The sequence below is a fragment of the Pseudomonas sp. DSV-1 genome (assembly GCF_035830915.1).
GTDB lineage: Bacteria > Pseudomonadota > Gammaproteobacteria > Pseudomonadales > Pseudomonadaceae > Aquipseudomonas.
Genome location: NZ_JAYMYG010000001.1, coordinates 1,001,594 through 1,027,873, shown reverse-complemented (window position 1 = coordinate 1,027,873; position 26,280 = coordinate 1,001,594). Strand labels below are relative to the sequence as shown.

24 protein-coding genes are annotated in these 26,280 nt (G+C 58.3%); 7 read left to right on the top strand and 17 right to left on the bottom strand.

All coding sequences use genetic code 11. The features are described 5' to 3' along the window. Positions 1–29: 29 nt before the first annotated feature. Positions 30–680, bottom strand: a complete 651-nt coding sequence (gene erdR / locus VSQ83_RS04870) for a response regulator transcription factor ErdR (RefSeq protein ID WP_326425490.1) — start codon at positions 678–680, stop codon at positions 30–32. 303 nt (positions 681–983) lie between these two features. Then, positions 984–1,739: a tRNA-uridine aminocarboxypropyltransferase gene (locus VSQ83_RS04865; protein WP_133075820.1), complete on the bottom strand. Its 756-nt coding sequence runs from the start codon at positions 1,737–1,739 to the stop codon at positions 984–986. A gap of 220 nt (positions 1,740–1,959) precedes the next feature. Here VSQ83_RS04865 and VSQ83_RS04860 point away from each other — a divergent pair, with 220 nt between their 5' ends. Together VSQ83_RS04860 and VSQ83_RS04855 are read left to right on the top strand one after the other, a co-directional pair. Continuing rightward, positions 1,960–2,370, top strand: coding sequence for a PA3611 family quorum-sensing-regulated virulence factor (locus tag VSQ83_RS04860; RefSeq protein ID WP_019827851.1), 411 nt, complete (start codon positions 1,960–1,962; stop codon positions 2,368–2,370). Positions 2,371–2,599: 229 nt separating this feature from the next. After that, positions 2,600–3,715, top strand: a complete 1,116-nt coding sequence (locus VSQ83_RS04855) for a TIGR00730 family Rossman fold protein (RefSeq protein ID WP_133075821.1) — start codon at positions 2,600–2,602, stop codon at positions 3,713–3,715. Positions 3,716–3,785: 70 nt separating this feature from the next. Here VSQ83_RS04855 and recX read toward each other — a convergent pair whose 3' ends face one another. The 5 genes from recX to VSQ83_RS04830 all read right to left on the bottom strand — a co-directional run bounded on the left by recX (position 3,786) and on the right by VSQ83_RS04830 (position 7,361). After that, on the bottom strand, positions 3,786–4,253 hold the full coding sequence (gene recX, locus VSQ83_RS04850) for a recombination regulator RecX (protein ID WP_219260777.1): 468 nt from the start codon (positions 4,251–4,253) through the stop codon (positions 3,786–3,788). A gap of 8 nt (positions 4,254–4,261) precedes the next feature. Beyond that, positions 4,262–5,368, bottom strand: a complete 1,107-nt coding sequence (recA, locus tag VSQ83_RS04845) for a recombinase RecA (RefSeq protein WP_133075823.1) — start codon at positions 5,366–5,368, stop codon at positions 4,262–4,264. 83 nt (positions 5,369–5,451) lie between these two features. Further along, positions 5,452–5,952, bottom strand: a complete 501-nt coding sequence (locus tag VSQ83_RS04840; protein WP_133075824.1) for a CinA family protein — start codon at positions 5,950–5,952, stop codon at positions 5,452–5,454. Between the two features lie 54 nt (positions 5,953–6,006). Continuing rightward, positions 6,007–6,351, bottom strand: a complete 345-nt coding sequence (locus VSQ83_RS04835; protein WP_133075825.1) for a phage holin family protein — start codon at positions 6,349–6,351, stop codon at positions 6,007–6,009. Positions 6,352–6,626: 275 nt separating this feature from the next. Then, a complete protein-coding gene (locus tag VSQ83_RS04830) occupies positions 6,627–7,361 on the bottom strand; it encodes a LexA family transcriptional regulator (protein WP_133075826.1) in 735 nt (244 codons plus the stop codon). Positions 7,362–7,550: 189 nt separating this feature from the next. Here VSQ83_RS04830 and mutS point away from each other — a divergent pair, with 189 nt between their 5' ends. After that, the gene (gene mutS / locus VSQ83_RS04825; RefSeq protein ID WP_326425488.1) at positions 7,551–10,130 is read left to right on the top strand and encodes a DNA mismatch repair protein MutS; all 2,580 of its coding nucleotides are present in this window, start codon (positions 7,551–7,553) and stop codon (positions 10,128–10,130) included. Between the two features lie 129 nt (positions 10,131–10,259). Continuing rightward, a complete protein-coding gene (gene fdxA, locus VSQ83_RS04820) occupies positions 10,260–10,583 on the top strand; it encodes a ferredoxin FdxA (protein ID WP_133075828.1) in 324 nt (107 codons plus the stop codon). Between the two features lie 149 nt (positions 10,584–10,732). On the opposite strand, the gene VSQ83_RS04815 is transcribed toward fdxA, so the two are convergent. The 3 genes from VSQ83_RS04815 to VSQ83_RS04805 all read right to left on the bottom strand — a co-directional run bounded on the left by VSQ83_RS04815 (position 10,733) and on the right by VSQ83_RS04805 (position 13,114). Continuing rightward, complete coding sequence (locus VSQ83_RS04815; RefSeq protein ID WP_133075829.1) at positions 10,733–11,362, bottom strand: CoA transferase subunit B; 630 nt, start codon at positions 11,360–11,362, stop codon at positions 10,733–10,735. A gap of 2 nt (positions 11,363–11,364) precedes the next feature. Next, complete coding sequence (locus VSQ83_RS04810; protein WP_019827861.1) at positions 11,365–12,063, bottom strand: CoA transferase subunit A; 699 nt, start codon at positions 12,061–12,063, stop codon at positions 11,365–11,367. A gap of 394 nt (positions 12,064–12,457) precedes the next feature. Next, on the bottom strand, positions 12,458–13,114 hold the full coding sequence (locus tag VSQ83_RS04805; RefSeq protein ID WP_326425486.1) for a TetR family transcriptional regulator: 657 nt from the start codon (positions 13,112–13,114) through the stop codon (positions 12,458–12,460). Between the two features lie 265 nt (positions 13,115–13,379). Here VSQ83_RS04805 and VSQ83_RS04800 point away from each other — a divergent pair, with 265 nt between their 5' ends. From VSQ83_RS04800 to VSQ83_RS04790, 3 genes are read left to right on the top strand one after another with little or no spacing between them, the layout of a single operon-like run. Beyond that, a complete protein-coding gene (locus tag VSQ83_RS04800; RefSeq protein ID WP_219260780.1) occupies positions 13,380–14,531 on the top strand; it encodes an efflux RND transporter periplasmic adaptor subunit in 1,152 nt (383 codons plus the stop codon). A 3-nt stretch (positions 14,532–14,534) separates the two neighbouring features. Then, entirely contained in the window at positions 14,535–17,690 is a 3,156-nt protein-coding gene (locus VSQ83_RS04795; RefSeq protein ID WP_133075831.1) for an efflux RND transporter permease subunit, read from the top strand. After that, positions 17,687–19,138, top strand: coding sequence for an AdeC/AdeK/OprM family multidrug efflux complex outer membrane factor (locus VSQ83_RS04790; protein ID WP_133075832.1), 1,452 nt, complete (start codon positions 17,687–17,689; stop codon positions 19,136–19,138). Before VSQ83_RS04795 ends, VSQ83_RS04790 begins: the two co-directional genes overlap by 4 nt. Positions 19,139–19,287: 149 nt before the next feature. Here VSQ83_RS04790 and pcaC read toward each other — a convergent pair whose 3' ends face one another. From pcaC to VSQ83_RS04755, 7 genes are all read right to left on the bottom strand, one after another. Further along, positions 19,288–19,680, bottom strand: coding sequence for a 4-carboxymuconolactone decarboxylase (gene pcaC / locus VSQ83_RS04785; protein WP_133075833.1), 393 nt, complete (start codon positions 19,678–19,680; stop codon positions 19,288–19,290). A 10-nt stretch (positions 19,681–19,690) separates the two neighbouring features. Beyond that, on the bottom strand, positions 19,691–20,482 hold the full coding sequence (pcaD, locus tag VSQ83_RS04780) for a 3-oxoadipate enol-lactonase (protein ID WP_133075834.1): 792 nt from the start codon (positions 20,480–20,482) through the stop codon (positions 19,691–19,693). Positions 20,483–20,493: 11 nt separating this feature from the next. After that, positions 20,494–21,846 (bottom strand): 3-carboxy-cis,cis-muconate cycloisomerase, encoded by a 1,353-nt coding sequence (locus VSQ83_RS04775; protein WP_133075835.1) that lies wholly within the window; start codon positions 21,844–21,846, stop codon positions 20,494–20,496. A 47-nt stretch (positions 21,847–21,893) separates the two neighbouring features. After that, positions 21,894–23,186 carry an MFS family transporter gene (locus VSQ83_RS04770; protein ID WP_019827869.1) on the bottom strand — a complete coding sequence of 431 codons (1,293 nt, stop codon included), beginning with the start codon at positions 23,184–23,186 and terminating at the stop codon, positions 21,894–21,896. Positions 23,187–23,303: 117 nt separating this feature from the next. Next, positions 23,304–24,509, bottom strand: coding sequence for a 3-oxoadipyl-CoA thiolase (gene pcaF / locus VSQ83_RS04765; protein WP_219260782.1), 1,206 nt, complete (start codon positions 24,507–24,509; stop codon positions 23,304–23,306). Then, a complete protein-coding gene (locus VSQ83_RS04760) occupies positions 24,506–25,288 on the bottom strand; it encodes a CoA-transferase subunit beta (RefSeq protein WP_219260992.1) in 783 nt (260 codons plus the stop codon). Before VSQ83_RS04760 ends, pcaF begins: the two co-directional genes overlap by 4 nt. Continuing rightward, complete coding sequence (locus VSQ83_RS04755) at positions 25,285–26,142, bottom strand: CoA transferase subunit A (RefSeq protein WP_133075838.1); 858 nt, start codon at positions 26,140–26,142, stop codon at positions 25,285–25,287. The genes VSQ83_RS04760 and VSQ83_RS04755 overlap by 4 nt, the downstream gene beginning before the upstream one ends. Positions 26,143–26,280 lie beyond the last annotated feature (138 nt).

The window sequence follows — 26,280 nt, the reverse complement described above, 5'->3', positions numbered from 1 at the left end:
CTCGTCAAAAAAGCGTGAAGGCTCGCAGGTTAATGGCTCGAAATTGATTCAAGTTGCTGCAAGAGTAGCGCGGCCTGGGTTCGCGTGCGAACTCCCAGCTTGCGGAAAATCGCTGTCACGTGGGCCTTGATGGTTGCTTCGGAAACGCTCAGCTCATAGGCGATCTGCTTGTTCAACAAACCTTCACACACCATGGTCAGCACCCGGAACTGCTGTGGAGTCAAGCTGGCCAGGCCTTCGCTGGCGGCCTTGGCCTCAGCCGACACCTGAACTTCTTCAAACGCCTGGGGCGGCCAGCTCACATCACCATCCAGCACTGCGCGCACGGCGTTTTGAATTTCATCCAGCGAGCTGGATTTTGGGATAAAACCACTGGCGCCAAATTCCCGCGACCGCACCATGATCGAGGCTTCTTCCTGAGCTGAAACCATCACTACCGGGATCTGCGGGTATTGACCACGCAACAACACCAGCCCGGAGAAACCGTAAGCGCCCGGCATGTTCAAGTCGAGCAGCACCAGATCCCAATCGGCCTTGATTGCCAGCTGTGTTTCAAGCTCAGCAATACTGGCAACCTCAACCAGGCGAACATCAGAGCCCAGCCCAATGCTCACAGCCTGGTGCAAGGCACTGCGAAACAGCGGATGGTCGTCGGCAATCAGGATTTCGTATGTGGCCATTTTTTAAATGATCCTGTTTTTCAGGCGAGCCCTGATGAATTCCAGCACTCGCTAAGGCAACTCGAGCAATAGCTCAAAGACTAGGGGTCAAAGGGCGCGATTTACGCTAAACGTCGGCAAATATAAGTGTTTTAGCAGCTACTTCAGCCGAATCGGCGCCAAGCATGCCCAGCGAAACGGGGGTGGTCAAGTTGAAAACCTGACGCCTGGGTCCAAGGGGAAGCTATCACGGCGCCATCATCCAAATACGAACAATGGCACTCGCTTGCATCTGCCGGAAAAGTGTAGCGCTACTTCTTTAGTCTATTGAGCCCGATTCCGGGGAAGGTCTTTTACAAAAACGCCCAGTTCCTGGTGTGCGACGCTGGATTCATTCATCGGCAGCTGGTTTTTCGCGTCCAGGTAATGCTGGCTGAACACATCGAAATAGGCATCCAGCGCACTTGAAGCCTCGGTATCGCCGGCCAGCTCAAGGCATAAACTGGCCACTTCTGCGGTACACAGATGCTCACTTCGTGTGGAGCGCCGCAGCCGGTAGCGCGACAGCCTTTCAGGCAGCAGGCTCAAAATAGGCAAGGCATCGAAATACGGGCTTTTGCGAAAGATCTTGCGGGCCTCGGTCCAGGTTGCATCCAGCAGGATAAACAGCGGGCGCTTGCTGCTGTCCAGGTCCACCGTGTGCGTTACCCGCTCAGGGGCGACGTATTCACCGGGAAACACCAGATATGGCTGCCACTGCGGATCGGACAGCAATGCCAGCAGTGCATCGTCGGTCTCGGTTCGCGACCAGATAAAGGCAAAGTTGTCGCTGACTACGTCCGCAATCAACCAACCTGTATTGCTGGGCTTGAACACTTCCTTTTTAGTCATGACCAAACACACACCCGAGCGCGTGCTGACCTTTGGCCGCCAGTTGCACAGGCAGTGGCTTTCAATCACGCGACAGGTATGGCAACGCGGGGCTCGTGAGCCACGCGCCAGGTAAGGCTTGGTGCTCTCCTCTTCGCGCTCGTCTCGTAAACGGGCTACAGAATTCGGGGGAAAGGTCGTCAGGGTCATGGATTTTTACTTAAAGGCGCCAACCGTCCATTTGCCAGAATTGGCACACCAACGGATTCACAAGAGAAAGGCGGCAAGTTTAACAGAGGCGCAGTAACAGGGCGCGAATCCATGACCTTTGGCATTTCCTGCCAACTCATGCTGACCTATACTCCCGCGCCACTGAACGCACAGATATGTGGCCGGTCTAAGCCTGGGTCACTGAAATCAGGAGAGTTTCATGCTGCGCCATATCATTCCGACCGTCGCTCTTATGCTTGCACTGCCTCTGGCTGCACAAGCGGCTTCTCTCAAGGATTTTGAGTTGAACAAAACCCTGCTCAAGGTTGCCGCGAAAAGCAATGAAGGCAAACCACGGGCTATCAATGCGGACCTGCTGGACAAAGGCTTTACGGTAGACGGTACTGTTTTGATCAACAATCTGGAGGCCAGTCCTACATTGTCCGCCCAGATGCGCTCCAATCCTGAAGAAACAGTCCCGCAATTGGGTCGCAGTGTTTGCAGCAACGCAGGTTTCCGCACCCTGATGGCTCAAGGTGCGACGCTGCGCTACAGCTTCAAGGAATACAAAACCAACAGTCCGGTCCTGATCCAGGATTTTCGGGCTGAAAACTGCCAGCGCAAAAAGTAACCTCACTGACACGCCGTACCTCCCGGTACGGCGCATGAGCCTGCCACAGGCCTCGACACTACGTTCCCCCGCATGACCTCCTCGCACCAAACTCCATGTAGGTCAGGCAATTAGCTATTGCCAGCCAAGACATACCGGGACCATCATCGAACCATCATGGTGACACTCTGTGTCTCTGCGGCTGCCCACCTGCGGCGCCTTCAAGGATGTTGTGTAGAAGGAGAAATACATGCCTGATCAATCCAATGACACCCTGACGCTGCACTTCCAGGAACAGGGGCTGGATCTTGCTCATGAAGTCGACGAGCAACTGCAACGGGTCGCCCCCGACAGCCCGAACCGGGCGCTTTACCGAGAAATGTTGCTGACCGTGTTGCGCATGGCCCACGACGATCTTGATCGCTGGAATGCCAAAATCACTCTGCAAGCCATCCGCGAGCTCGAAAAAACCTTTCGAACTCTGGAGCAGTTCAAGGGGCGACGCAAAGTCACAGTCTTCGGCTCGGCCAGAACCCCTATCGAACACCCGCTCTATGCGCTGGCCCGGGAAATGGGCAGCGTGCTGGCCAAGTCCGACATCATGGTCATTACCGGCGGCGGTGCGGGCATCATGGCCGCAGCCCATGAAGGTGCAGGCCTGGCCCATAGCCTGGGTTTCAACATCACCCTGCCCTTCGAGCAACGGGCCAACCCCACCATCAACGGCACTCCCAATGTGCTGGCGTTTCACTTTTTCTTTACCCGCAAACTGTTTTTCACCAAGGAAGCAGATGCTCTGGTGATGTGCCCGGGCGGCTTTGGCACGCTGGATGAAGTGCTGGAGGTGCTGACACTGATGCAGACCGGCAAGACCCCGCTGGTACCGGTAGTTTTGCTGGATGTGCCAGGCGGTTCGTTTTGGCAGGGGGCGCTGGACTTCATTCACAACCAACTGGAGGCCCACCAGTACATTCTGCCCAACGATTTGAAGTTGATGCGCTTGGTACATAGCGCTGAAGAGGCGCTTGCTGAAATCAACCAGTTCTACAGCAACTTTCATTCAAGCCGATGGTTGAACAAGACCTTTGTCATCCGCATGAAGCGACCTCTCAGCGCGTTGGCGCTCAAGGCGATACAGAAAGACTTTGCCGATATTTGCTTGAGTGATGGTTTCCATCAACAGGGATATTGCAGCTTTGAGCATGAAGACCCCAAGTTCAACCACCTTACCTGCCTGGGCTTTGCATTTAGCGGGCGCAATCAGGGGCGGTTGCGCGAACTGGTCGATTTTATCAACCTGCCGCAAAACTGGGAGACAGTTGACCGTTCGATTACGTCCTCACAGCCCGCATCCGTAGCGGACTGAAAATACACCCTGCGGGAGCGAGCCTGCTCGCGAACGAACTTCGGGAGCAGGCTCGCTCCCACAGCGGCTGTCAGTCTTCAAACTCTCGGCCGCTCAACAAGCGGCCGATCATTTCAAGCGGATACCCTCGGTAGCTTAAAAAGCGCCCCTGGCGGGCACGTTCCTTCGCATCGACAGGCAACTGACCGGAAAACTTGCGGCGCCAGGTATCTTCCAGCTGCTCTTGCCAGTTGAAACCACACTCTCGCAGCGCCTCCTCGATATCCCCACGCACCAGGCCACGCTGGCTAAGCTCTTCGCGAATTCGCAAAGGGCCATAACCTGAACCGGCACGGTAGTTGATATAGCTCTCGAGATAACGAGACTCGGACAACAGCCCCTCTTCCGTCAGACGGTCAAGGGCGGCGTCAATCATGTCGGGGCAAGCCCCGCGCTGACGCAGCTTGCGCGTCAGCTCGACTCGACCGTGCTCGCGTCGCGCGAGCAGGTCCATTGCAGTCCGTCGCACTGCGACGGGGGTATCCAGAACGGCGATCATGATGTCTATCAGTTATCGCTGTCGGTAGCGTTTTCCATTTCTTCAGCTTCAGCCAGTGCTGCAGCTTCTTTGGCAGCCTTGCTCAGTTTTGGCATGACTTTCATTTCTGCCAGCTCAGCGTCGGTCTTTGGCCCCAGCAACTTCTCACGCAGCTGCTTCTCCAGCGCATCCTTGATATCAGGGTTGTCGTCCAGGAACTTGGCGGAGTTGGCCTTGCCCTGACCGATCTTGCTGCCGTTGTAGCTGTACCAGGCACCGGCTTTTTCAACGAAGCCGTGCAACACGCCCAGGTCAATCATCTCACCGTTCAGGTAGATGCCCTTGCCGTACAGGATCTGGAACTCGGCCTGGCGGAATGGCGGTGCCACCTTGTTCTTGACCACTTTGACGCGGGTTTCGCTGCCTACTACCACATCGCCTTCTTTCACGGCGCCGGTGCGACGGATATCCAGGCGTACCGAAGCGTAGAACTTCAGCGCGTTACCACCGGTAGTGGTTTCCGGGCTGCCGAACATCACGCCGATTTTCATGCGGATCTGGTTGATGAAGATAACCAGGCAGTTGGCGTTCTTGATGTTACCGGTGATTTTACGCAGCGCCTGGGACATCAGACGGGCTTGCAGGCCAACGTGGGTATCGCCCATGTCGCCTTCGATTTCAGCTTTTGGCGTCAGTGCAGCAACGGAGTCGATGATGATCACGTCAACCGCATTGGAACGCACCAGCATGTCGGTGATTTCCAGTGCCTGTTCGCCGGTGTCAGGCTGGGAAACCAGCAGGTCATCAACGTTTACGCCCAGTTTGGCAGCGTACTCAGGGTCAAGGGCGTGCTCTGCGTCGACGAAAGCGCACGTTGCACCCGCCTTTTGCGCCTGTGCAATCACGGACAGGGTAAGCGTGGTTTTACCCGACGACTCTGGACCGTAGATTTCAACAATACGGCCTTTTGGCAAGCCGCCAATGCCCAGTGCGATATCCAGACCCAGGGAGCCCGTGGAGATCGCCGGAACTGCCTGACGCTCCTGGTCGCCCATCAGCATCACGGCACCCTTGCCGAATTGACGTTCGATCTGACCCAGGGCCGCAGCCAAGGCTTTCTTCTTGTTGTCGTCCATTAAAGTCCTCTCGTAATCAATAAGGCCCGACGGCCGATAACTGTATAAGTAGCCAGTATTATTCCACAGGGTTAAACGATCGCCTACCCCTCATTTTTTATTTCTCGTACCGTTCGGCGTATTAAGCCTTCCAGAGCGGCAATCACCGTTTGCTGGCGGACCTCTTCGCGATCACCGGGGAAGTGCCTGCGCTCGGCCGTCACCTGATCACCATCGCCCCACGCCAGCCAGACAGTGCCGACCGGCTTCTCTGGCGAACCGCCACCCGGGCCGGCAACGCCACTCACGGCGACGGCAAATCGAGCCCCGCTTTGCACCTGCGCACCACGCACCATCGCCTCAACCACCTCGCGACTGACCGCTCCCACCTGAGTGAACAAGGGCTCGGGGACATTCAGTTGCCTGGTTTTTTGCTGGTTGGAGTAGGTCACGAATCCCGCCTCGAACCAGGCGGAGCTGCCGGCGATGCGGGTGATGGCTTCAGCGATGCCGCCGCCGGTGCAGGATTCGGCGGTCGTCACCTGGGCATTAAGAGCCTGTAACAGCAGCCCAAGTTCAGTCGCAAGTTGAGATATTCGGTCCACGGTCCTCTCCTGATGGGCGCGTCTGCGCCATAACCTACACCAAAATAGCGTCTGCTATGGCTCGATCCGCGAGTCGCCAGCCGAACCATCGACCCCAAGCCGCCTGGCGGCCCAGCGCTGGTACAGGCTGATGGCCGCATCCGCACCGGCCAGCGCGGTCAGGCACCCCAGTGCCCCGGCCGCCAGAATCGACATCCCTGCCGAGTACAGCAGCATGAAGGTCGACACACCGCACACCATGCATGCCCCCGAACGCAGCGCCAGGCGCCGCAACAGCAACCATCCGCTTGCTCCGTCCTTGTCCGCCCGCCACATCTCACCAAAAACACCGCCCACCAAGGCAAGAAGGATGACCAGTAAAACCGGCATTTCCAGCAAAACCTGCGGCTCATTAATCATGTCATCACTCCTGTGTCCTTATTGATAAGCGCCAATTTCTGGCTCGGGCTGTACAGCGGGCGCCCTCTGTTACGCCACATCCCTGCTTGAGTTACATCGTGGACCGCCATGCAGCAAAGACTATGCATGTATGGATATACAGTCAATGCACCAGTGCATATATTTATTCGGATGATTTCAGCAAGCCGGAAAAAGCCAACAATTACGGCGTGAATGGTCTTTTTGATGACGAAAAAAAACCCACTGACTTGTGGGTTGCTTCTTAAATGCGAGGGTCAGCGTGCGTACATGCCCCACCAGAATACATGCCCGAGGATCACCAACTGCTCATCCTCCATATCGTTGTAGGCGTAATCCTCATCGGGAAACTCATCGCGATTGAAGCTGCGCAAACGGAGCCCTCCCGCCAGGCGATACAGTTGTTTGACCCGCAACTGACCATTGTGATTGACCGCATAGAGATCGCCATCAATGACTTCCTCCAGCGTACGCTTGCCAGCATTGACCCCGACCGTAGCGCCATCGCGCAGAACGGGCAGCATGCTGTCACCGCGCACGGTCACGCATTTGGCCTGATCGAATTCCACACCGTTATGACGCAGGCTGCGTTTGCCGAAACGCAGCCTGGCGCGCTCGCTCTCTTCAATGGCAAAACGCCCGGAGCCCGCTGCCAGTTCGACCTGGCGCAAAAACGGAATGGACACTTCATCGTCCGCCACCGGGGTATCGTCGTCCCACAGGCAAATATCGCGCAGCTCAGGGTGATGCAAGCCGGCTTCTGACGCGGCAAACGTACAGGGGTCATCCCGGCCACGCAGACGATCGGTGCTGATGTGGAAGTACTCGGCGATTTTGGAGATATGCCTGTCGGAAGGGTCGACAATTTTACCGCTCAAAATACGTGACAACGTGGGCTGCGGCACCCCAGTGCTACGGTGCAGCGCCATCGCGCTGATTCCGTGCCGGGCAAGCAGCTCTTTAAGGACGGTTGAAACAGTTCGTTTGGACATGACGGCAATAGTGCTGGCCGTGTTTATTGATGGCAAATGCTATTTCTTCTATTTATAGCCACGCGCAAGCGCCCCTCCTTGCGCACCTGTAGATGCAAGGGGCTGACATGTTAACCTTGCGCCCATTGCGAAAACCTCAGGCCACGGCCTGCCTTTCCCCCACTTCTGAACGAATCCGCCTAAGCCCTGATGAGTAAAAATACTTCCGACCTGTCCAGCCACACGCCGATGATGCAGCAGTACTGGCGCCTGAAGAATCAGCACCCTGATCAGCTGATGTTCTATCGCATGGGCGATTTCTACGAAATCTTCTACGAAGACGCGAAGAAAGCCGCCAAATTGCTGGATATCACACTCACTGCACGCGGTCAGTCTGCAGGTCAGGCGATCCCGATGTGCGGGATTCCTTACCATGCAGCTGAAGGCTATCTGGCCAAGCTGGTCAAGCTTGGCGAGTCGGTGGTGATTTGTGAGCAGGTCGGCGACCCGGCCACCAGCAAGGGGCCGGTTGATCGTCAGGTCGTGCGTATCATCACGCCGGGGACGGTCAGTGATGAGGCACTGATGGATGAGCGCCGCGACAACCTGATTGCCGCCGTGCTCGGCGATGAGCGCTTGTTTGGCCTCGCCGTTCTGGACATCACCAGCGGCAACTTCTCGGTACTGGAGATCAAGGGCTGGGAAAACCTGCTGGCAGAGCTTGAGCGCATCAACCCGGTCGAGCTGATGATTCCCGATGACTGGCCACAAGGCCTGCCGGCCGAAAAACGTCGTGGGGTTCGTCGCCGCGCGCCGTGGGATTTTGAACGCGACTCGGCCCTGAAAAGTCTGTGCCAGCAGTTTTCGACCCAAGACCTTAAAGGCTTTGGCTGCGAAAACCTGACCCTGGCCATTGGCGCCGCAGGTTGCCTGCTCAGCTACGCCAAGGAAACCCAGCGCACGGCCCTGCCCCACTTGCGCAGCCTGCGCCATGAGCGCCTGGACGACACCGTCGTACTGGACGGCGCCAGCCGACGCAATCTGGAGCTGGACACCAACCTCGCGGGCGGACGCGACAACACCTTGCAGTCGGTGGTCGACCGCTGCCAGACCTCGATGGGCAGCCGCTTGCTGACCCGCTGGCTGAACCGTCCGTTGCGCGACCTCAACGTGCTGCTGGCTCGCCAGTCATCGATCACCTGCTTGCTGGACGGCTATCGCTTCGAAAAGCTGCAGCCACAGCTCAAGGAAATCGGCGATCTGGAGCGTATTCTGGCCCGTATCGGCCTGCGCAATGCTCGCCCCCGCGATCTGGCACGCCTGCGCGATGCCTTGAACGCATTGCCTGAACTGCAAGATGCAATGATCGGACTCGAAGCGCCGCATCTGCAACAACTGGCCACGACTACCAGCACCTACCCCGAGCTGGGAGCCCTGCTGGAAAAAGCAATCAACGACAATCCGCCAGCCGTGATCCGCGATGGCGGCGTATTGAAAACCGGTTACGACGCCGAGCTCGATGAGCTGCAGTCACTGAGCGAAAACGCCGGGCAGTTCCTGATTGATCTGGAAGCCCGGGAAAAAGCCCGCACTGGCCTGGCCAACCTCAAGGTCGGTTACAACCGGGTACACGGCTACTTTATCGAGTTGCCAAGCAAGCAGGCCGAGCAGGCACCGGCTGATTACATCCGCCGCCAAACGCTCAAGGGCGCCGAACGCTTTATCACCCCGGAGCTCAAAGCCTTCGAAGACAAGGCCCTGTCGGCCAAAAGTCGGGCCCTGGCCCGCGAGAAGATGCTCTACGAAGCACTGCTCGAAGAAATGATCAGCCACCTTGCACCGCTGCAAGACACCGCCGCCGCACTGGCCGAGCTGGATGTGCTGAGCAACCTGGCCGAGCGTGCACTGAACCTGGACTTGAACTGCCCGCGCTTTGTGGACGAGCCGTGCATGCGCATCAGCCAGGGTCGTCACCCGGTGGTCGAGCAAGTACTGACCACCCCATTTGTGGCGAATGATCTGGCGCTGGATGACAACACGCGCATGCTGGTGATCACCGGCCCGAACATGGGCGGTAAATCGACCTACATGCGCCAGACCGCATTGATTGTCCTGCTGGCCCACATCGGCAGTTTTGTTCCGGCAGCCAGCTGCGAGCTGTCGCTGGTTGACCGTATCTTCACCCGGATCGGCTCCAGCGATGACCTGGCGGGCGGCCGTTCGACCTTTATGGTCGAGATGAGCGAAACCGCCAACATCTTGCACAACGCCACCGACCGCAGCCTGGTGCTGATGGATGAAGTCGGTCGCGGCACCAGCACCTTCGACGGCTTGTCGCTGGCGTGGGCTGCGGCAGAACGTCTCGCCCAATTACGGGCCTACACCTTGTTCGCCACCCATTACTTCGAGTTGACGGTACTGCCCGAGAACGAACCGCTGGTCGCCAACGTGCACTTGAGCGCAACCGAGCACAACGAACGCATTGTGTTCCTGCACCATGTGTTGCCTGGCCCTGCGAGCCAGAGTTATGGCTTGGCAGTGGCACAGCTTGCGGGTGTTCCAGCCAATGTCATCACCCGTGCCCGCGAGCATTTGAGCCGTCTGGAGACCACCAGCCTGCCCCACGAAGTACCCCCGGCGACCCCTGGCAAAAAGTCGGCACCGCAGCAAAGCGACCTGTTTGCCAGCCTCCCTCACCCGGTGCTGGATGACCTTTCCAGGCTGGATCTGGACAACATTACGCCGCGTAAAGCACTTGATTTGCTCTACACATTAAAGACACGCCTTTAAAAGCTGCTAGAATCGCGCGCGGTTCGGGATGCTACTGACCTTTTAGCCTGGTCTGTAGATATCACTCCCGAACCCGGCGAACCCGTTCTGGAAGGGCTTCGCTGCCGCCGCCTGAGGAGAGAATTAGAAATGACCTTCGTCGTCACCGACAACTGCATCAAGTGCAAGTACACCGACTGCGTAGAAGTCTGTCCGGTGGACTGCTTTTACGAAGGCCCGAACTTCCTGGTGATTCACCCGGATGAGTGCATTGACTGCGCGCTTTGTGAGCCTGAATGCCCTGCACAGGCGATCTTCTCTGAAGATGAAGTGCCTGCTGGCATGGAGAATTTTATTCAGTTGAATGTCGAGCTGGCTGAAATCTGGCCCAACATCACTGAACGCAAAGACCCTCTGCCGGACGCGGCCGAGTGGGATGGCACCCCAGGCAAGATCGCCGACCTGGAACGCTGATTCACGCTTGAGTAAAAAGCCCCGCGAGGGGCTTTTTGCGTTTTGCAGCATCAATTTTCTGTGGGAGCGGGCTTGCTCGCGATGGCATCACTGCGGTTTGGCAGTTAAACCGCGGCGCGGGCATCGCGAGCAAGCCTGCTCCCACAGACTCAAGCGTTGATTTCGCAGCCGGTGGCCGCTTTCAGCTCTTCAAGACTGACGCCCGCTGCCAGCTCGACCAGCTTGAGCCCCTGCCCGGTCACATCCAGCACGGCCAAATCGGTAATGATCCGGTCAACCACGCCCACGCCAGTCAACGGCAAGTCGCATTGCTTGAGCAGTTTATGGGTGCCGCCCTTGGCCGTGTGCTCCATCAGCACCACCACCCGCTTGACTCCGGCCACCAGATCCATAGCACCGCCCATGCCCTTGACCATCTTCCCGGGGATCATCCAGTTGGCCAGGTCGCCTTTCTCGGAGACTTGCATCGCCCCCAGAATCGACAGATTGATATGGCCGCCGCGAATCATTGCGAACGAATCAGCGCTGTTGAAAAAGCTGCTGCCCGGCAAGGTCGTAATGGTTTGCTTGCCCGCGTTGATCAGGTCGGCATCGACTTCATCGTCGGCGGGGAACGGGCCTATGCCCAGCAGACCGTTCTCACTTTGCAACCACACGTCCATCCCCTCGGGAATGTAGTTGGCCACCAGCGTAGGCAAGCCGATACCGAGATTGACGTAAAAGCCGTCCTGCAGTTCTTGGGAGGCGCGCTGCGCCATTTCTTCACGAGTCCAGGCCATGATCAGGCGCTCCGCACAGTGCGATGTTCGATACGTTTTTCCGGAGTAGCGTTGAGCACCAGCCGCTGCACGTAAATCCCGGGCAAATGAACTTGATCAGGCTCGATCTCGCCGATTTCAACGATTTCTTCCACTTCCACCACACACACCTTGGCCGCCATTGCTGCCAACGGGTTGAAGTTACGTGCAGTTTTGTTGAACAGCAGATTGCCGGACTTGTCGGCTTTCCAGGCCTTGACCAAGGCTACATCGGCGCGCAACGAACGCTCCATGACGTACCACTCGCCATCGAACTCACGGGTTTCCTTGCCTTCAGCCACCAGCGTGCCGTAACCGGTCTTGGTGAAAAAAGCCGGGATACCCGCCCCGCCCGCCCGCAGTTTTTCCGCGAGGGTGCCCTGAGGGGTGAACTCCAGCTCAAGCTCGCCGGCCAGGTACTGGCGTTCGAACTCTTTGTTCTCCCCCACATAGGAAGAAATCATTTTGCGGATCTGGCGCGTCGTCAGCAGTTGCCCCAACCCGAAACCGTCGACCCCGGCGTTGTTACTGATGACCGTCAGCTCGCGCTTGCCGGTGTCACGCAAGGCCGCAATCAGCGCCTCTGGAATCCCGCACAATCCAAAACCGCCCACTGCCAGGGTCATGCCGTCTTCGACCAGCCCCTGCAAAGCGGATTCAGCACTCGAGTAAATCTTGTTCACTATTGTTATTCCTCGAATTCCCCACGACACACCACTCCATCGCGGTCTGTTTGCTTTAGTCGAGAGAGGACAAACACGTTGGCAGTCGCCCGCTCCCCGATTCTGGCTGCTCTGGCGTGCAGCCAAAGCGTCGTTCAAGTGTAGGGCAGCCGACGCAGGAAGGGTTGATTGAAAGAAATAACCAGAAAGGATGTCGCCGTTCAGCCTCCACTCAACCGCTTTGGCTTAGGGTCATTCGCCCGTGGCCGTAGGAGGTTTAACCAAGCGATAACAATTTAACTACAAAATACGTAGCTCGCTAACTTTAAACCCGCGAGCTAGACGTATATAACTGCCTGCTGCCATCAAATGGCCCAGAGGGGGAAAACTTCACTCGCCATATGGCTTGAGCCTACTAGACTCCCTTTCGGATATCGCCGCAGATTCGCAGTGTCGGGCTTAAACGCAACATATCCAGCCCGGTGTCGACCCAGGATTCAGCTTCGTTGTAAAGATCGAAACTGTTGGGAACCAGCAGCCATTGTCCGAGAATTCCGTCGACATAGGCATGCAAACAGATAGCAGCACGGCGCGCATCCAGATCTTCAGGGAGTTGTTGACGGTGAATGGCATTGTTCAGGGCAAGCTCAATCCTGCTGTTGCAATCGACCATCGCTACCTGACGCTGAGCTCGTAAATCACACATTTCGTCAGTGAATTCGCACTTATGAAACAAAATTTCATTGATACGCCGGGTTTTCGGATCAGTGGCAACTTGGCGAAACAAATGAATCAACAGTTGGCGCATGCAGCCAAGCGGATCAACTTCGTTCTCGCTTTCACTGGCTTTGGCCATTTCATCCAACGGCTCATGCAGGCTGTCGAGCATGGCCTGGACCAGCTCGGCCTTGTTGCTGAAGTGCCAGTAAATTGCACCACGGGTGACGCCCGCCAGCGCGGCAATATCTGCCAGCGTCGTGCGTGCAACACCTCGCTCATAAAAGGCCTGCTCGGCCGCTTCGAGGATTTTGCTCCGGGTTTCAAGCGCTTCTTCTTTGGTACGACGCACCATGGCAATTACAACCTCAATCAGGAGGATCCGGGCCGCTGCGATCACTCGTCCGGACCAACATCGGGTGGCGTTTGTTTTGCCTTATCCCGGTCTACTTCAGGCTTGAAAAGTGGCCCTGTAATGCCTGGCGAGACAGTGTCCCGCTATTTACAAACAGACATGAATGTAAGTATATTCCTTAGCAAGCTACTTATCCACCCGGAACAGCTTTCTTTACCCTTCCACTATTCTTGTGCGCTTTCGCGTGCCTGACCCGAGGATTTTCATGCAATTCAAGCCAGCTGTTACCGCTCTGGTTGCTGCCATCGCCCTAGCTTCGCTGCTCAGCGGATGCAAAAAGGAAGAGGCAGCACCTGCCCCGCAAATCCCTCAGGTCGGCGTCGTCACGCTGAAAACCCAGCCTTTTACCTTGACCACCGACCTGCCAGGCCGCACCGCGTCTTATCGCTCGGCAGAAGTTCGGCCCCAGGTAAATGGCATCATCCTCAAGCGCCTCTTTAAAGAAGGCAGCGACGTAAAAATCGGCCAGCAGCTGTATCAAATCGATCCAGCGATCTATGAAAGCGCCGTACTGAGCGCCCGCGCCACGCTGCAATCGGCCAAATCCCTGGCTGATCGCTACAAGCAATTGGTCGCCGAGCAAGCCGTCAGCCGCCAGGAATACGACAACGCCCAAGCTGCACGCCTCGAAGCCGAGGCCGCGCTGAACACGGCCCAGGTCAATCTGCGTTACACCAAGGTTCTGGCTCCGCTGACCGGTCGTATTGGTCGCTCGTTGTTCACTGAAGGCGCACTGGTGACCAGTGGCCAGGCAAACGCATTGGCCGTGATCACCCAACTGGACCCGATCTACGTCGACGTCACGCAGTCCTCGGTCGAGATGCTCGAACTGCGCCGCGATCTGGCCAGCGGCCGCCTGAAGAAAGCCGGTGACAACGCCGCCAAGGTCAAGCTGACCCTTCCAGATGGCAGCGAGTATCCGCAAGAAGGTCGCCTTGAGTTCTCCGAAGTCTCGGTCGATGAAGCCACTGGCTCCGTGACCTTGCGCGCCGTGTTCCCGAACCCTGACGAAACCCTGCTGCCGGGCATGTTTGTCCACGCGCAACTGGAAGCAGGCATCGACAGCAATGCGATCCTGGCGCCTCAGATCGGCGTGACCCACAACCTCAAGGGCCAACCAACGGCTTTGATCGTGGGTCCCGACAACAAGGTTGAAATGCGTGTACTGCAAGCTTCACGCACGGTCGGCAGCGACTGGCTGGTTGAGAAAGGCCTGAACCCGGGCGACCGTTTGATTACCGACGGCCTGCAGTTCATCAAGCCTGGCATTGAAGTCAAGATCATGGACAAGCCACAAGGCGAAACCCCGGCATCTGCCCCGGCAACAGAAAAAGCTGCAGGCAGTAAAGGGGAGTAAACCATGTCGAAATTTTTTATCGACCGTCCGATTTTCGCCTGGGTAATTGCCCTGGTGATCATGCTGGTCGGGGCTCTATCGATCCTCAAACTGCCGATCAACCAATACCCGAGCATTGCGCCACCGGCCATCTCGATCTCCGTGACCTACCCGGGCGCTTCGGCGCAAACCGTGCAGGACACCGTGGTTCAGGTGATCGAGCAACAGCTCAACGGTATTGACCACCTGCGATATGTGTCGTCTGAAAGCAACTCCGACGGCAGCATGAGCATCACCGCCACCTTCGAGCAAGGTACAGACCCTGACACCGCTCAGGTTCAAGTACAGAACAAGCTCAACCTGGCGACCCCACTGCTGCCTCAAGAGGTTCAGCAGCAAGGTATCCGTGTGACCAAGGCGGTTAAAAACTTCCTGATGGTCATCGGCGTGGTGTCCGAAGACGGCAGCATGAACAAGGACGACTTGTCGAACTACATCGTCTCCAACATGCAGGACCCGATTTCCCGTACCGAAGGTGTGGGCGACTTCCAGGTGTTCGGTGCCCAGTACGCCATGCGTATCTGGCTCGACCCGGCCAAGCTGAACAAATACAACCTGACCCCGGTGGACGTTAAATCCGCCATCAGCGCGCAGAACGTACAGGTGTCCTCCGGACAACTGGGCGGCCTGCCTGCCGTCAAAGGTCAGGAGCTGAACGCAACCATCATCGGTAAAACCCGCCTGCAAACCGCCGAGCAGTTCAAAAAGATCCTGCTCAAGGTCAACTCCGACGGCTCCCAGGTTCGCCTGAGCGATGTGGCCGAGGTTGGGCTGGGTGGTGAGAACTACAGCATCAGCGCACAGTTCAACGGCAAGCCGTCTTCGGGCCTGGCGATCAAGCTGGCACCGGGTTCCAACGCTCTGGACACCGCAAAAGCACTGCACAAGACCATCGAAGACCTGGAACCGTTCTTTCCGCAAGGCATGAAAGTCGTTTACCCGTATGACACCACTCCAGTGGTCTCCGCATCGATCAAGGGCGTTGTTGAAACCCTGGTTGAAGCCGTCGTACTGGTGTTCCTGGTGATGTTCCTGTTCCTGCAAAACTTCCGCGCCACCATCATCACCACGATGACGGTGCCCGTTGTATTGCTCGGTACGTTCGGCATCCTGGCCGCTGCAGGTTTCAGCATCAACACCCTGACCATGTTCGGCATGGTCCTGGCCATCGGCTTGCTGGTGGACGATGCGATTGTGGTGGTGGAAAACGTCGAGCGGGTAATGGCCGAAGAAGGCCTGCCGCCCAAGGAAGCCACCAAGAAATCCATGGAGCAAATCCAGGGTGCCCTGGTGGGTATCGCTCTGGTGCTGTCGGCGGTACTGCTGCCAATGGCCTTCTTCAGCGGCTCCACCGGTGTGATTTACAGACAGTTCTCGATCACGATCGTTTCGGCGATGGGCCTGTCGGTGCTGGTTGCATTGATCTTCACCCCGGCGCTGTGCGCCACCATGCTCAAGCCTATCCAGAAGGGTGATCACGGTGAGAACAAGCGCGGATTCTTCGGCTGGTTCAACCGCACTTTCGACAGTGGCGTCAAACGCTACGAGAAAGGTGTAGGCAGCATCCTGCGCCACAAGGCTCCGTACCTGCTGGCTTACGTACTGATCGTGGTCGGCATGGTGTTCCTGTTTACCCGTATTCCTACTTCATTCCTTCCGGAAGAAGACCAGGGCGTACTGTTTGCACAGGTACAAACCCCCGCGGGCACCACGGCAGAACGCACTCAGGATGTGATCGACAGGATGCGTGAGTACCTGTTGAAAGACGAGTCGGGAGCGGTGTCTTCCGTGTTCACCGTAAACGGCTTCAACTTCGCCGGTCGCGGTCAAAGCTCGGGCCTTGCGTTCATCATGCTCAAGCCCTGGGGCGAGCGAGATGCGGACAACAGCGTGTTTGCACTGGCTGCCCGTGCTCAGGCGCACTTCTCTACCTTCCGCGACGCAATGGTGTTCGCCTTTGCTCCGCCGGCTGTTATGGAATTGGGTAACGCCACCGGTTTTGACGTTTACCTGCAGGACCGCTCCGGTATCGGTCACGAGAAGCTGATGGCCGCCCGTAACCAGTTCCTGGGGATGGCTGCACAAAGCAAGATCCTGGCAGGCGTACGTCCAAACGGCTTGAACGATGAGCCGCAGTACCAACTGGAAATCGACGATGAAGCCGCACGCGCCCTGGGCGTCGAGCTGAGTGACATCAACAACACGCTCTCGATCGGCCTGGGTGCCAGCTACGTCAACGACTTCATCGACCACGGCCGTGTGAAGAAGGTGTTCCTGCAAGGTGCAGCGGACTCGCGGATGAACCCGGAAGACCTGAAGAAGTGGTTCGTGCGTAACAGTGAAGGGACCATGGTGCCGTTCTCGGCATTCGCCAAAGGCAAATGGATCTACGGCCCTCCGAAGCTGTCGCGCTATAACGGCGTAGAAGCGATGGAAATCCTCGGTTCTCCGGCTCCTGGCTACAGCAGCGGTCAAGCCATGGCCGAAGTCGAAGCCCTGGCGAAAAAACTGCCGCCAGGTGTTGGTATTTCCTGGACGGGGCTGTCATTTGAGGAACGTCTGTCAGGTTCGCAAGCACCTGCCCTGTACGCAATCTCCTTGCTGATGGTGTTCTTGTGCCTTGCCGCACTGTACGAAAGCTGGTCGATCCCGATTGCAGTCATGCTCGTTGTGCCTCTGGGGATTATCGGGGCACTGATGGCGACCAGCCTGCGAGGGTTGTCCAACGACGTGTACTTCCAGGTGGGCTTGCTCACGACCATCGGTCTGGCATCGAAAAACGCCATTCTGATCGTCGAGTTTGCCAAGGAACTGCATGAACAAGGACGAACATTGACGGAGGCTGCGATCGAAGCGTGCCGCATGCGTCTGCGGCCGATCATCATGACCTCGCTGGCGTTTGTACTGGGTGTGATCCCCCTGGCCATTTCCACGGGCGCAGGTTCGGGCAGCCAGCACGCTATTGGTACCGGTGTTATCGGTGGCATGATCACCGCTACCGTACTGGCCGTGTTCTGGGTACCGCTGTTCTTTGTGGCCGTATCGTCCATTGGCAGCAAAAAAGAGTCGAAGACGAAAGTGGATCTGACTAAAACTCCAAACCAAGAGGCTGGCCAATGAGCAAGTCGCTTCTCGCAGTAGCTGTCGCAGCGTTCACGCTGGGCGGCTGCTCGCTGATCCCCGACTACCAGCGCCCTGAAGCGCCGGTAGCGGCGCAATACCCGCAAGGCCCGGCCTACTCGCCAACCGAGGCGGCCAACAAGGCCGCTGCAGAACAAGGCTGGCGTCAGTTTTTCCATGACCCGGCACTGCAGCAACTGATTCAAACCGCGCTGGTGAACAACCGCGACCTGCGGGTCGCGGCGCTGAACATTGACGCCTATGCCGCGCAGTACCGCATTCAACGTGCCGATCTGTTCCCGGCCGTCTCGGCCACTGCCAGCGGCAGCCGCCAGCGCACTCCGGCGCGCATGTCGCAAACCGGCGAATCGGGGATCACCAGCAGTTATTCGGCGACCCTTGGGGTCAGCGCATATGAGCTGGACTTGTTCGGACGGGTTCGCAGCCTGAGCGATCAGGCTCTGCAGAACTACTTTGCAACCGAAGAAGCCCGACGCAGCACCCAGATCAGTCTGGTCGCCAGTGTCGCCAATGCCTACCTGACCTGGCAGGCTGACAAAGAGCTGCTGAAACTGACCGAAGACACGCTCAAGACGTTCGATGAGAGCTACAAGCTCACCTTGCGCAGCAATGAAGTGGGTGTGGCCTCGGCGCTGGATGTGAGCCAGTCCCGTACCTCGGTGGAAAACGCCAAGGTCCAGCTGGCCAGGTACACCCGTCAGGTGGCTCAGGATCAGAACAGCCTGGCACTGCTGCTTGGCACCACCATCCCGGACAACCTGCCGGCCGCCAAGCCGCTGGCAGCCGACCTGTTGAGCGAAGTACCTGCTGGCTTGCCATCAGACTTGCTGCAGCGTCGTCCGGACATCCTCGAAGCCGAGCACAAGCTGTTGGCGGCCAACGCCAACATCGGCGCGGCACGGGCTGCGTTCTTCCCCAGCATCAGCCTCACGGCCAATGCCGGGACCTTGAGCCCTGACCTGTCGGGGCTGTTCAAGGGTGGTTCGGGCACCTGGCTGTTTTCGCCGCAGATCAACCTGCCGATCTTTAACGCAGGGGCTTTGCGCGCCAGCCTGGACTACTCGAAGATCCAGAAGGAAATCACCGTTTCTCAGTATGAGAAAACGATCCAGACCGCCTTCCAGGAAGTCTCTGACGGCCTGGCTGCGCGTCAGACCTACAACCAGCAGTTGCAGGCACAAACCGATTTCGTCAACGCCAACCAGGATTACTACCGGTTAGCCGAACGTCGTTATCGGATTGGGATCGACAGCAACCTGACGTTCCTTGATGCCCAGCGCTCGTTGTTCAGCGCCCAGCAATCACTGATCACCGATCGTCTTTCGCAGCTGACCAGTGAAGTCACGCTGTACAAGGCATTGGGTGGCGGCTGGTTCGAACAGACCGGGCAAGACCGCCCTGTTTCGGATCAGCCACCGAAGGCTTGATGCGTAACGGTTAAACAACAAACCCGCCAATAGGCGGGTTTGTTGTTTATGTCCCTGTGGGAGCGGGCTTGCTCGCGATGGCATCACCTCGGTTCGCCTGGCAAACCGTGAAGCCTGCAACGCTAGCAAGCCCGCTCCCCCTGTATCGATTACACCCGCGACTCGACCCCCAATTCATCCCACACCGACTCGGCCAGGTGGAACGTCGCATTGGCCGCCGGAATGCCGCAGTAGATGGCGCTCTGCATGATCACTTCCTTGATCTCGGCACGGCTCACGCCATTGTTGGCCGCAGCACGCAAATGCAGTTTCAGCTCTTCATTGCGGTTCATGCCGATCAGCATCGCGATGGTGATCAGGCTGCGGGTATGGCGCGGCAAACCCGGGCGGGTCCAGATGTCACCCCAGGCATGGCGGGTGATCATTTCCTGGAACTCGCTGTTGAACTCGGTCAGGGCGTTGAGGCTGCGATCGACATGGGCATCACCCAACACTGCCCGGCGTACTTGCATGCCTTCGTCGTAACGTTGTTTCTCGTCCACAAAAAGCTCCTCAGACCGCTGACAAAAATTGCAGCACGCGCTGGCTGAACGCATCGCCCGCCTGCACGTTGGACAGGTGCGCGGCATAAAATTCGGCGTACTGCGCGCCTCGCACCTGTTCCTGAATGAAATGGCTGCCCGCAGGCGGCGTGACCGCATCTTCAGTGCCCGCAATCACCAGCATGGGCACCTCTATGGCACCCAGTTGATCGCGAAAGTCTGCATCGCGCACAGCGGCACAGTTGGCGGCGTAACCCTGTGGCGAGGTCGCGGCGAGCATGTCGGTTATACGCTTGGCCTGCCCGGGATTGGCCTGGGCAAAATCAGGGGTAAACCAGCGTGCAATCGAGGCGTCACGCAGCCCGGCCATCGCCTGTGCGCCGTCTCGCAAGACCATTTCGATTCGCGGGTTCCATACCGAAGGCTCGCCAATTTTGGCAGCGGTGTTGCACACCACCAGCTTGTGCAAACGATTACCGGCATTGATCCCCAGCCATTGGCCAATCAACCCCCCCATCGACAGCCCGCAAAAGTGCGCCCGTTCGATATGCAGTGCATCCAGCAGTTCCAGAACGTCGCCGCCCAGTTGCTCGATACTGTAAGGGCCCTCGGTCACCAGAGACTGGCCATGACCACGGGTGTCGTAACGCACTACCTGGAAATGCTCGGCGAATGCCGGAATCTGCGTATCCCACATCCCCAGATCAGTCCCCAGGGAGTTGGACAACACCAGCACCGGCGCGCCTTGCGGACCGTCCAGCCGGTAGTTGAGTTCACCTTCAGCGAGTTGTACACGTCCCACGAGCTTCTCCTTTAGAGGACCAACGCAAAATGTTCAGCCCGCGCACGCTCGACCCACGTCGTCGCCTGGCCAAGGTAATGGGCCGGATCGAGCAAGCGATCCAGTTCGTCTGCACTCAGGTGTGCGGTGATTAGCGGCTCATCACCCAATACCGCTCGCAAGTGACGCTGTTGGGCCACTGCACGCTTGCAACACTGCTCCAGCAGATGGTGCGCCGTTTCGCGCCCTACCCTCTGGGCCAGCACGATGCTCACCGCTTCGGCCAGCACCAGCCCGTGGGTCAGGTCAAGATTGCGCGCCATGCGCTCGCGGTCCACTTCCAGTCCTTGGGCAATGTTCAAGGCCTGTACCAGCGCACCGGACACCACGCAGCAAATTTCAGGCAGGGTTTCCCACTCGGCATGCCACAGGCCCAGGCTGCGTTCGTGCTCCTGGGGCATGGCGCTGTACAGGATACTGAGCAGCCCCGGCACCCGTGTCGCGGCACTGATCAACACCGCTGAGCCCACGGGGTTGCGCTTGTGGGGCATGGTTGAAGAACCACCCTTGCCCGGCGCCGACGGCTCAAACACTTCAGCGGCCTCGGTTTGCATCAGCAGGCTGATATCCCGGCCTATCTTGCCAAGACCACCGGCGATCAAGCCTAGAACCGCACCGAACTCCACCAGACGATCACGCTGGGTATGCCAGGGTTGCTCAGGCAGGTTGAGCCCCAACTCGTTGGCCAGCGCCTGTGCCACCGGCATCCCCTGATCGCCCAGGGCCGCCAGGGTGCCCGAGGCGCCACCAAATTGCAGACACAGCAAACGCGGTTTCAGCTCATCAAGGCGTTGGCGGTTGCGGGTAACGGCGCCCAACCAACTGGCGATCTTCATCCCCAGTGTGACCGGCGTGGCCTGCTGCAGCCATGTACGCCCTGCCAAAGGCGTAGCGACATACCGCTGAGCCTGCTCGGCGAGGATATCCGCCAATTGCGTCAAGTCGCGCTCGATCAGCCCCAGAGCCGCCCGCAATTGCAGCACCAGGCCGCTGTCCATCACATCCTGGCTGGTGGCGCCCAAGTGCACATAACGCTCGGCCTCGGGCGCGGTACTGGCAATCTGTTTCCCCAGGGCTTTGACCAGGGGGATCGCCGAATTCCCGGCACTGACGATCGCCAGGCCCAGGGCCTCGAAGTCGTAGAGTTCAGCGCGACACGCCGCTGTAATCGGCGCGAGCGCAGCGTGAGGAATCACCCCGACCCCGGCCTGCGCCCGGGCCAGGGCCGCTTCGACGTCGAGCATGGCCTGGACCCGGCCTTGGTCGCTAAAGACCTCGCCCATGGCCTTGGCCGTAAAGTACGCATCGAAAAGCTGATGACTCATAAACCTTCCTTAGAAAGCGCGCGCCACCGATGGCGCGCGCGGGTACATCACAGATCGTGGTGCAGGTACTTGGGCTGCTTGGGCAAGCGGAAGCTGAACAGGAAAGCAATGGCCATCATGACCGTCACATACCAGTAGAAGCTGTTTTCCATGCCCATCGACTTGAGCCCCAACGCCACATATTCCGCCGATCCACCAAAGATCGCGTTGGCCACCGCATACGCCAGCCCCACGCCCAACGCACGCACCTGCGGCGGGAACATCTCGGCTTTGACCAGGCCGCTGATCGAGGTGTAGAAGCTGACAATCGCCAGCGCCAACGTAATCAGCACAAAGGCCAGAAACGGGCTGCTGATGGTTTTCAGGGTCAGCAGGATCGGTACCGTACACAGCGTACCCAACGCACCAAACCAGAGCATGTTGTTACGTCGACCGATCTTGTCCGCCAGCATGCCGAACAGCGGCTGCATGCACATATAAAGAAAGAGCGCGCCGGTCATGATGTAACTGGCGGTTTTGGCATGCATGCCAGCCGTGTTCACCAGGTACTTCTGCATATAGGTAGTAAAGGTGTAGAAAATCAGCGAGCCGCCGGCGGTGTAACCCAGCACGGTAATAAACGCCGCTTTATGGTCGCGGAACAACGCCCTCACACTGCCAGCATCCTTGTCCTGACGGGTTTCGGCGCTGGTGGTTTCTTTAAGGGTGCGACGCAGCATCAACGAAATCAGCGCTGCAATGGCACCGATTACAAACGGTACACGCCAGCCCCAGGCCCGCAGCTCATCTTCTGACAGGAACTGTTGAAGAATCACCACGACCAGTACAGCCAGCAACTGGCCGCCGATCAGCGTTACATACTGAAAAGAGGCAAAGAAGCCACGCTGGCCCTTGAGCGCCACTTCACTCATATAAGTCGCCGTGGTCCCGTACTCGCCCCCCACCGACAGCCCCTGAAACAGTCGCGCCATCAACAGCAGGGCCGGTGCCCAGGCCCCGATCGAAGCGTAGGTAGGCAAACAGGCAATCACCAGCGAGCCGGCGCACATCATCAGCACCGAGATCATCATTGAATTCTTTCGCCCGTGCTTGTCGGCGACCCGGCCAAACAGCCAGCCACCGATGGGGCGCATCAGAAAACCGGCCGCAAACACACCGGCGGTGTTGAGCAACTGCACCGTGGGGTCATCTGAAGGGAAAAAAGCAGGCGCAAAGTAAATCGCGCAGAAGGCGTAAACGTAAAAGTCGAACCATTCGACAAGGTTGCCGGAAGACGCACCGACAATCGCAAAGATCCTTTTTTTACGTTCCTCTCCTGTGTAGTGAGTTTCTGTTGTCATGTTTATTTACTCATCAGGTTTTAGTTGCAATCAGACACACCTTGCAACATATAGCGCCGCAACCGCAATAAGCCGAACGACTGAGGCTGCAGTCGTCCGGCTTTGACTCCAGCGCTATCAGACCCGTTCTATCGCCAATGCCAGACCTTGCCCAACACCCACGCACATGGTGGCCAGGCCTTTCTTGCCGCCGGTTTTTTCCAACTGATGCAGGGCGGTCATCACAATTCGTGCCCCGCTCATGCCCAGCGGGTGGCCCAGGGCAATTGCCCCGCCGTTGGGGTTAACCTGCGGCGCGTCGTCAGCCAGGCCCAATTCCCGCAATACGGCCAGGCCTTGGCTGGCGAACGCTTCGTTGAGTTCGATCACATCAAAATCGCTGACCGCCAGACCCAGGCGCTCAACCAGCTTGCGTACCGCAGGCACCGGGCCGATGCCCATGACACGCGGCGCCACACCGGCGCTGGCCATGCCCAGGACTCGGGCGCGAGCGGTCAGGCCATGACGCTTGACCGCCTCGGCCGACGCCAGAATCAGCGCCGCAGCACCGTCGTTTACCCCCGAGGCATTGCCCGCAGTGACGGTCTTGTCAGGGCCGTTGACCGGCTTGAGTTTGCCCAGTGTTTCGAGGCTGGTATCCGCACGGGGATGTTCATCATGCTCAACGATGGTTTCGCCCTTTTTATGGGCGATACGTACCGGCACGATTTCTTCGGCGAAGTAACCTGCAGCCTGGGCAGCCGCAGTACGTTGCTGGCTGCGCAGGGCGAAAGCGTCCTGGTCGGCGCGGGAAATGTTGTACTCGTCGGCCACGTTGTCCGCCGTCTGTGGCATCGGATCGACACCGTACTGGGCTTTCATCAGCGGGTTGATAAAGCGCCAGCCGATGGTCGTGTCTTCCAGCTTCATGTTGCGCGAGAACGCCGCATCGGCCTTGCCCATCACAAAGGGCGCGCGTGACATGGACTCAACGCCTCCAGCAATCGCCAGCTCCATTTCACCGCTGGCAATGGCGCGGAACGCCGTACCGATGGCATCCATGCCCGAGGCACACAGGCGGTTGAGCGTCACGCCGGGAATGGTTGGCGCCAGCCCGGCCAGCAACGCAGCCATGCGGGCCACGTTGCGATTGTCTTCACCGGCCTGGTTGGCGCAGCCGAAAAACACTTCGTCGACTTCGTCCCATTTCACGCCAGGGTTGCGCTCGATCAGTGCCTTGATTGGTGCTGCAGCCAGGTCATCCGCACGAACCGTTGCCAGGCCACCGCCAAAACGGCCAATAGGGGTGCGAATCGCGTCACAGATAAAGACTTCACGCATCACGCTTCTCCCGGTGCCTGGCCGTGGGCCAGTGCAGTGCGTGCTTCCAGATCGCGCAAGGCCGTCAGCTCCACGTCGGTCGGTGCCGCCGTCTGCTGCACGTTATCGGCAAAGCGAATGGCCCAGCCGGTGGCCGCGATGACTTGCTCGCGGGTCACACCCGGGTGCAGCGCAGTGACCACGAATTCGTTGGTCTGCTCTTCAGGTTCCATGGTGCACAGGTCAGTGATGATCCCGACAGGACCGGCACCTGGCAGGCCCAGACGCTTGCGCGAGTCGCCGCCTTCGCCATGACCGACCGAGGTGATGAAGTCCAGCTTGTCGACAAATGAACGGGCCGACTGCTTGAGGATAATCAGCACGCTTTTCGCCGACCCGGCGATTTCCGGCGCACCACCTGCACCTGGCAAGCGCACTTTTGGCTGGTGATAGTCGCCGACCACTGTGGTGTTGATATTGCCGAAGCGGTCGACCTGGGCCGCGCCCAGAAAGCCCACATCGACCCGGCCGCCTTGCAGCCAGTAACGGAAGATTTCGCTGGTGGATACGACCGTGTCGGCGGTTTCAGCCAGTTCACCGTCACCAATCGACAGCGGCAATACATCCGGTTTGGCACCAATCGGGCCGGATTCGTAGATCAGCACCACATCAGGCGATGAAGTCAGGCGTGCCAGGTTGGCCGCCTTGGAAGGCAGGCCGATCCCGACAAAACACACAGAACCGTTTTTCAAGCGGCGAGCGGCGGCGACGGTCATCATTTCGTTGGTGGAGTAAGTCATTATTTTGCCTCCGAAGCGCGGGCCAGCTTGGCCTGGAACTCGCTGAAATTCGCAGTGCCGTGGATGTATTCGTTGATCCAGGCCGTAAAGGTCTCGCGGTCGCGGGCGATAGGGTCCCACGCCTGATAGAAACGGTTATCGCGCTCGGTGTAGCCGTGAGCGTAGGAAGGATGCGCGCCACCCGGTACATGGCATACAGCGCTAAGTGCCCAGGTTGGCAATACACAGGCGTTCATCGGGGCTTGCAGGTCATCAACGATTTCTTCAACCGTGACGATGCAGCGCTTGGCCGCCAACGCCGCTTCTTTCTGTACACCCAAAATGCCCCACAGCAGCACGTTGCCTTTGCGGTCAGCCTTTTGCGCATGAATCACCGTCACGTCCGGGCGTACCGCCGGCACAGCGGCCAGGACTTCACCCGTAAACGGGCAAGTCACTGTCTTGATCAGCGGGTTGACCTTGGGCAGATCAGAACCGGCGTAGGCGCGCAGCACGGCGAACGGCAGGCCCGAGGCACCCGCCACGTAGGCGTTGGCCAGGTCGGCATGGCTGTGCTCTTCGATTTCCAGCGGCTGCGGCCACTGCTTTTCAACGGCATCGCGCAGACGGTGCAGCGAACCAACGCCCGGATTACCACCCCAGGAAAAGATCAATTTTCGTGCACAACCGGCGCCGATCAACTGGTCGTAGACCAGGTCAGGTGTCATCCGCACCAGGGTCAGGTCTTTCTTGCCCTGGCGGATGATTTCATGACCCGCTGCAGTCGGGATCAGGTGGGTGAAACCTTCAAGGGCAACGGTGTCGCCATCGCTCACAAATTGTTTCACCGCGTCGTGTAAGGAAATTATCTCTGCCATCTGGGGTAGCTCCCGTTTTTTGTAAGCCACTGCGGTTGTAGAAGGTGCGCCAGCGCGACACCGGATGTTCAGCAGATTAAGCCGCAGCTTTCGCCCAAACAATCCGATAATCGACTATCTGTTCGTTAATCGAACACA

What these genes read in the sequence shown, in the direction of transcription:
- erdR (WP_326425490.1), bottom strand. Translation starts at nt 680, where the DNA reads ATGGCCACATACGAAATCCTGATTGCCGACGACCATCCGCTGTTTCGC.
- VSQ83_RS04865 (WP_133075820.1), bottom strand. Translation starts at nt 1,739, where the DNA reads ATGACCCTGACGACCTTTCCCCCGAATTCTGTAGCCCGTTTACGAGAC.
- VSQ83_RS04860 (WP_019827851.1), top strand. Translation starts at nt 1,960, where the DNA reads ATGCTGCGCCATATCATTCCGACCGTCGCTCTTATGCTTGCACTGCCT.
- VSQ83_RS04855 (WP_133075821.1), top strand. Translation starts at nt 2,600, where the DNA reads ATGCCTGATCAATCCAATGACACCCTGACGCTGCACTTCCAGGAACAG.
- recX (WP_219260777.1), bottom strand. Translation starts at nt 4,253, where the DNA reads ATGATCGCCGTTCTGGATACCCCCGTCGCAGTGCGACGGACTGCAATG.
- recA (WP_133075823.1), bottom strand. Translation starts at nt 5,368, where the DNA reads ATGGACGACAACAAGAAGAAAGCCTTGGCTGCGGCCCTGGGTCAGATC.
- VSQ83_RS04835 (WP_133075825.1), bottom strand. Translation starts at nt 6,351, where the DNA reads ATGATTAATGAGCCGCAGGTTTTGCTGGAAATGCCGGTTTTACTGGTC.
- VSQ83_RS04830 (WP_133075826.1), bottom strand. Translation starts at nt 7,361, where the DNA reads ATGTCCAAACGAACTGTTTCAACCGTCCTTAAAGAGCTGCTTGCCCGG.
- mutS (WP_326425488.1), top strand. Translation starts at nt 7,551, where the DNA reads ATGAGTAAAAATACTTCCGACCTGTCCAGCCACACGCCGATGATGCAG.
- fdxA (WP_133075828.1), top strand. Translation starts at nt 10,260, where the DNA reads ATGACCTTCGTCGTCACCGACAACTGCATCAAGTGCAAGTACACCGAC.
- VSQ83_RS04815 (WP_133075829.1), bottom strand. Translation starts at nt 11,362, where the DNA reads ATGGCCTGGACTCGTGAAGAAATGGCGCAGCGCGCCTCCCAAGAACTG.
- VSQ83_RS04805 (WP_326425486.1), bottom strand. Translation starts at nt 13,114, where the DNA reads ATGGTGCGTCGTACCAAAGAAGAAGCGCTTGAAACCCGGAGCAAAATC.
- VSQ83_RS04800 (WP_219260780.1), top strand. Translation starts at nt 13,380, where the DNA reads ATGCAATTCAAGCCAGCTGTTACCGCTCTGGTTGCTGCCATCGCCCTA.
- VSQ83_RS04795 (WP_133075831.1), top strand. Translation starts at nt 14,535, where the DNA reads ATGTCGAAATTTTTTATCGACCGTCCGATTTTCGCCTGGGTAATTGCC.
- VSQ83_RS04790 (WP_133075832.1), top strand. Translation starts at nt 17,687, where the DNA reads ATGAGCAAGTCGCTTCTCGCAGTAGCTGTCGCAGCGTTCACGCTGGGC.
- VSQ83_RS04775 (WP_133075835.1), bottom strand. Translation starts at nt 21,846, where the DNA reads ATGAGTCATCAGCTTTTCGATGCGTACTTTACGGCCAAGGCCATGGGC.
- VSQ83_RS04770 (WP_019827869.1), bottom strand. Translation starts at nt 23,186, where the DNA reads ATGACAACAGAAACTCACTACACAGGAGAGGAACGTAAAAAAAGGATC.
- VSQ83_RS04755 (WP_133075838.1), bottom strand. Translation starts at nt 26,142, where the DNA reads ATGGCAGAGATAATTTCCTTACACGACGCGGTGAAACAATTTGTGAGC.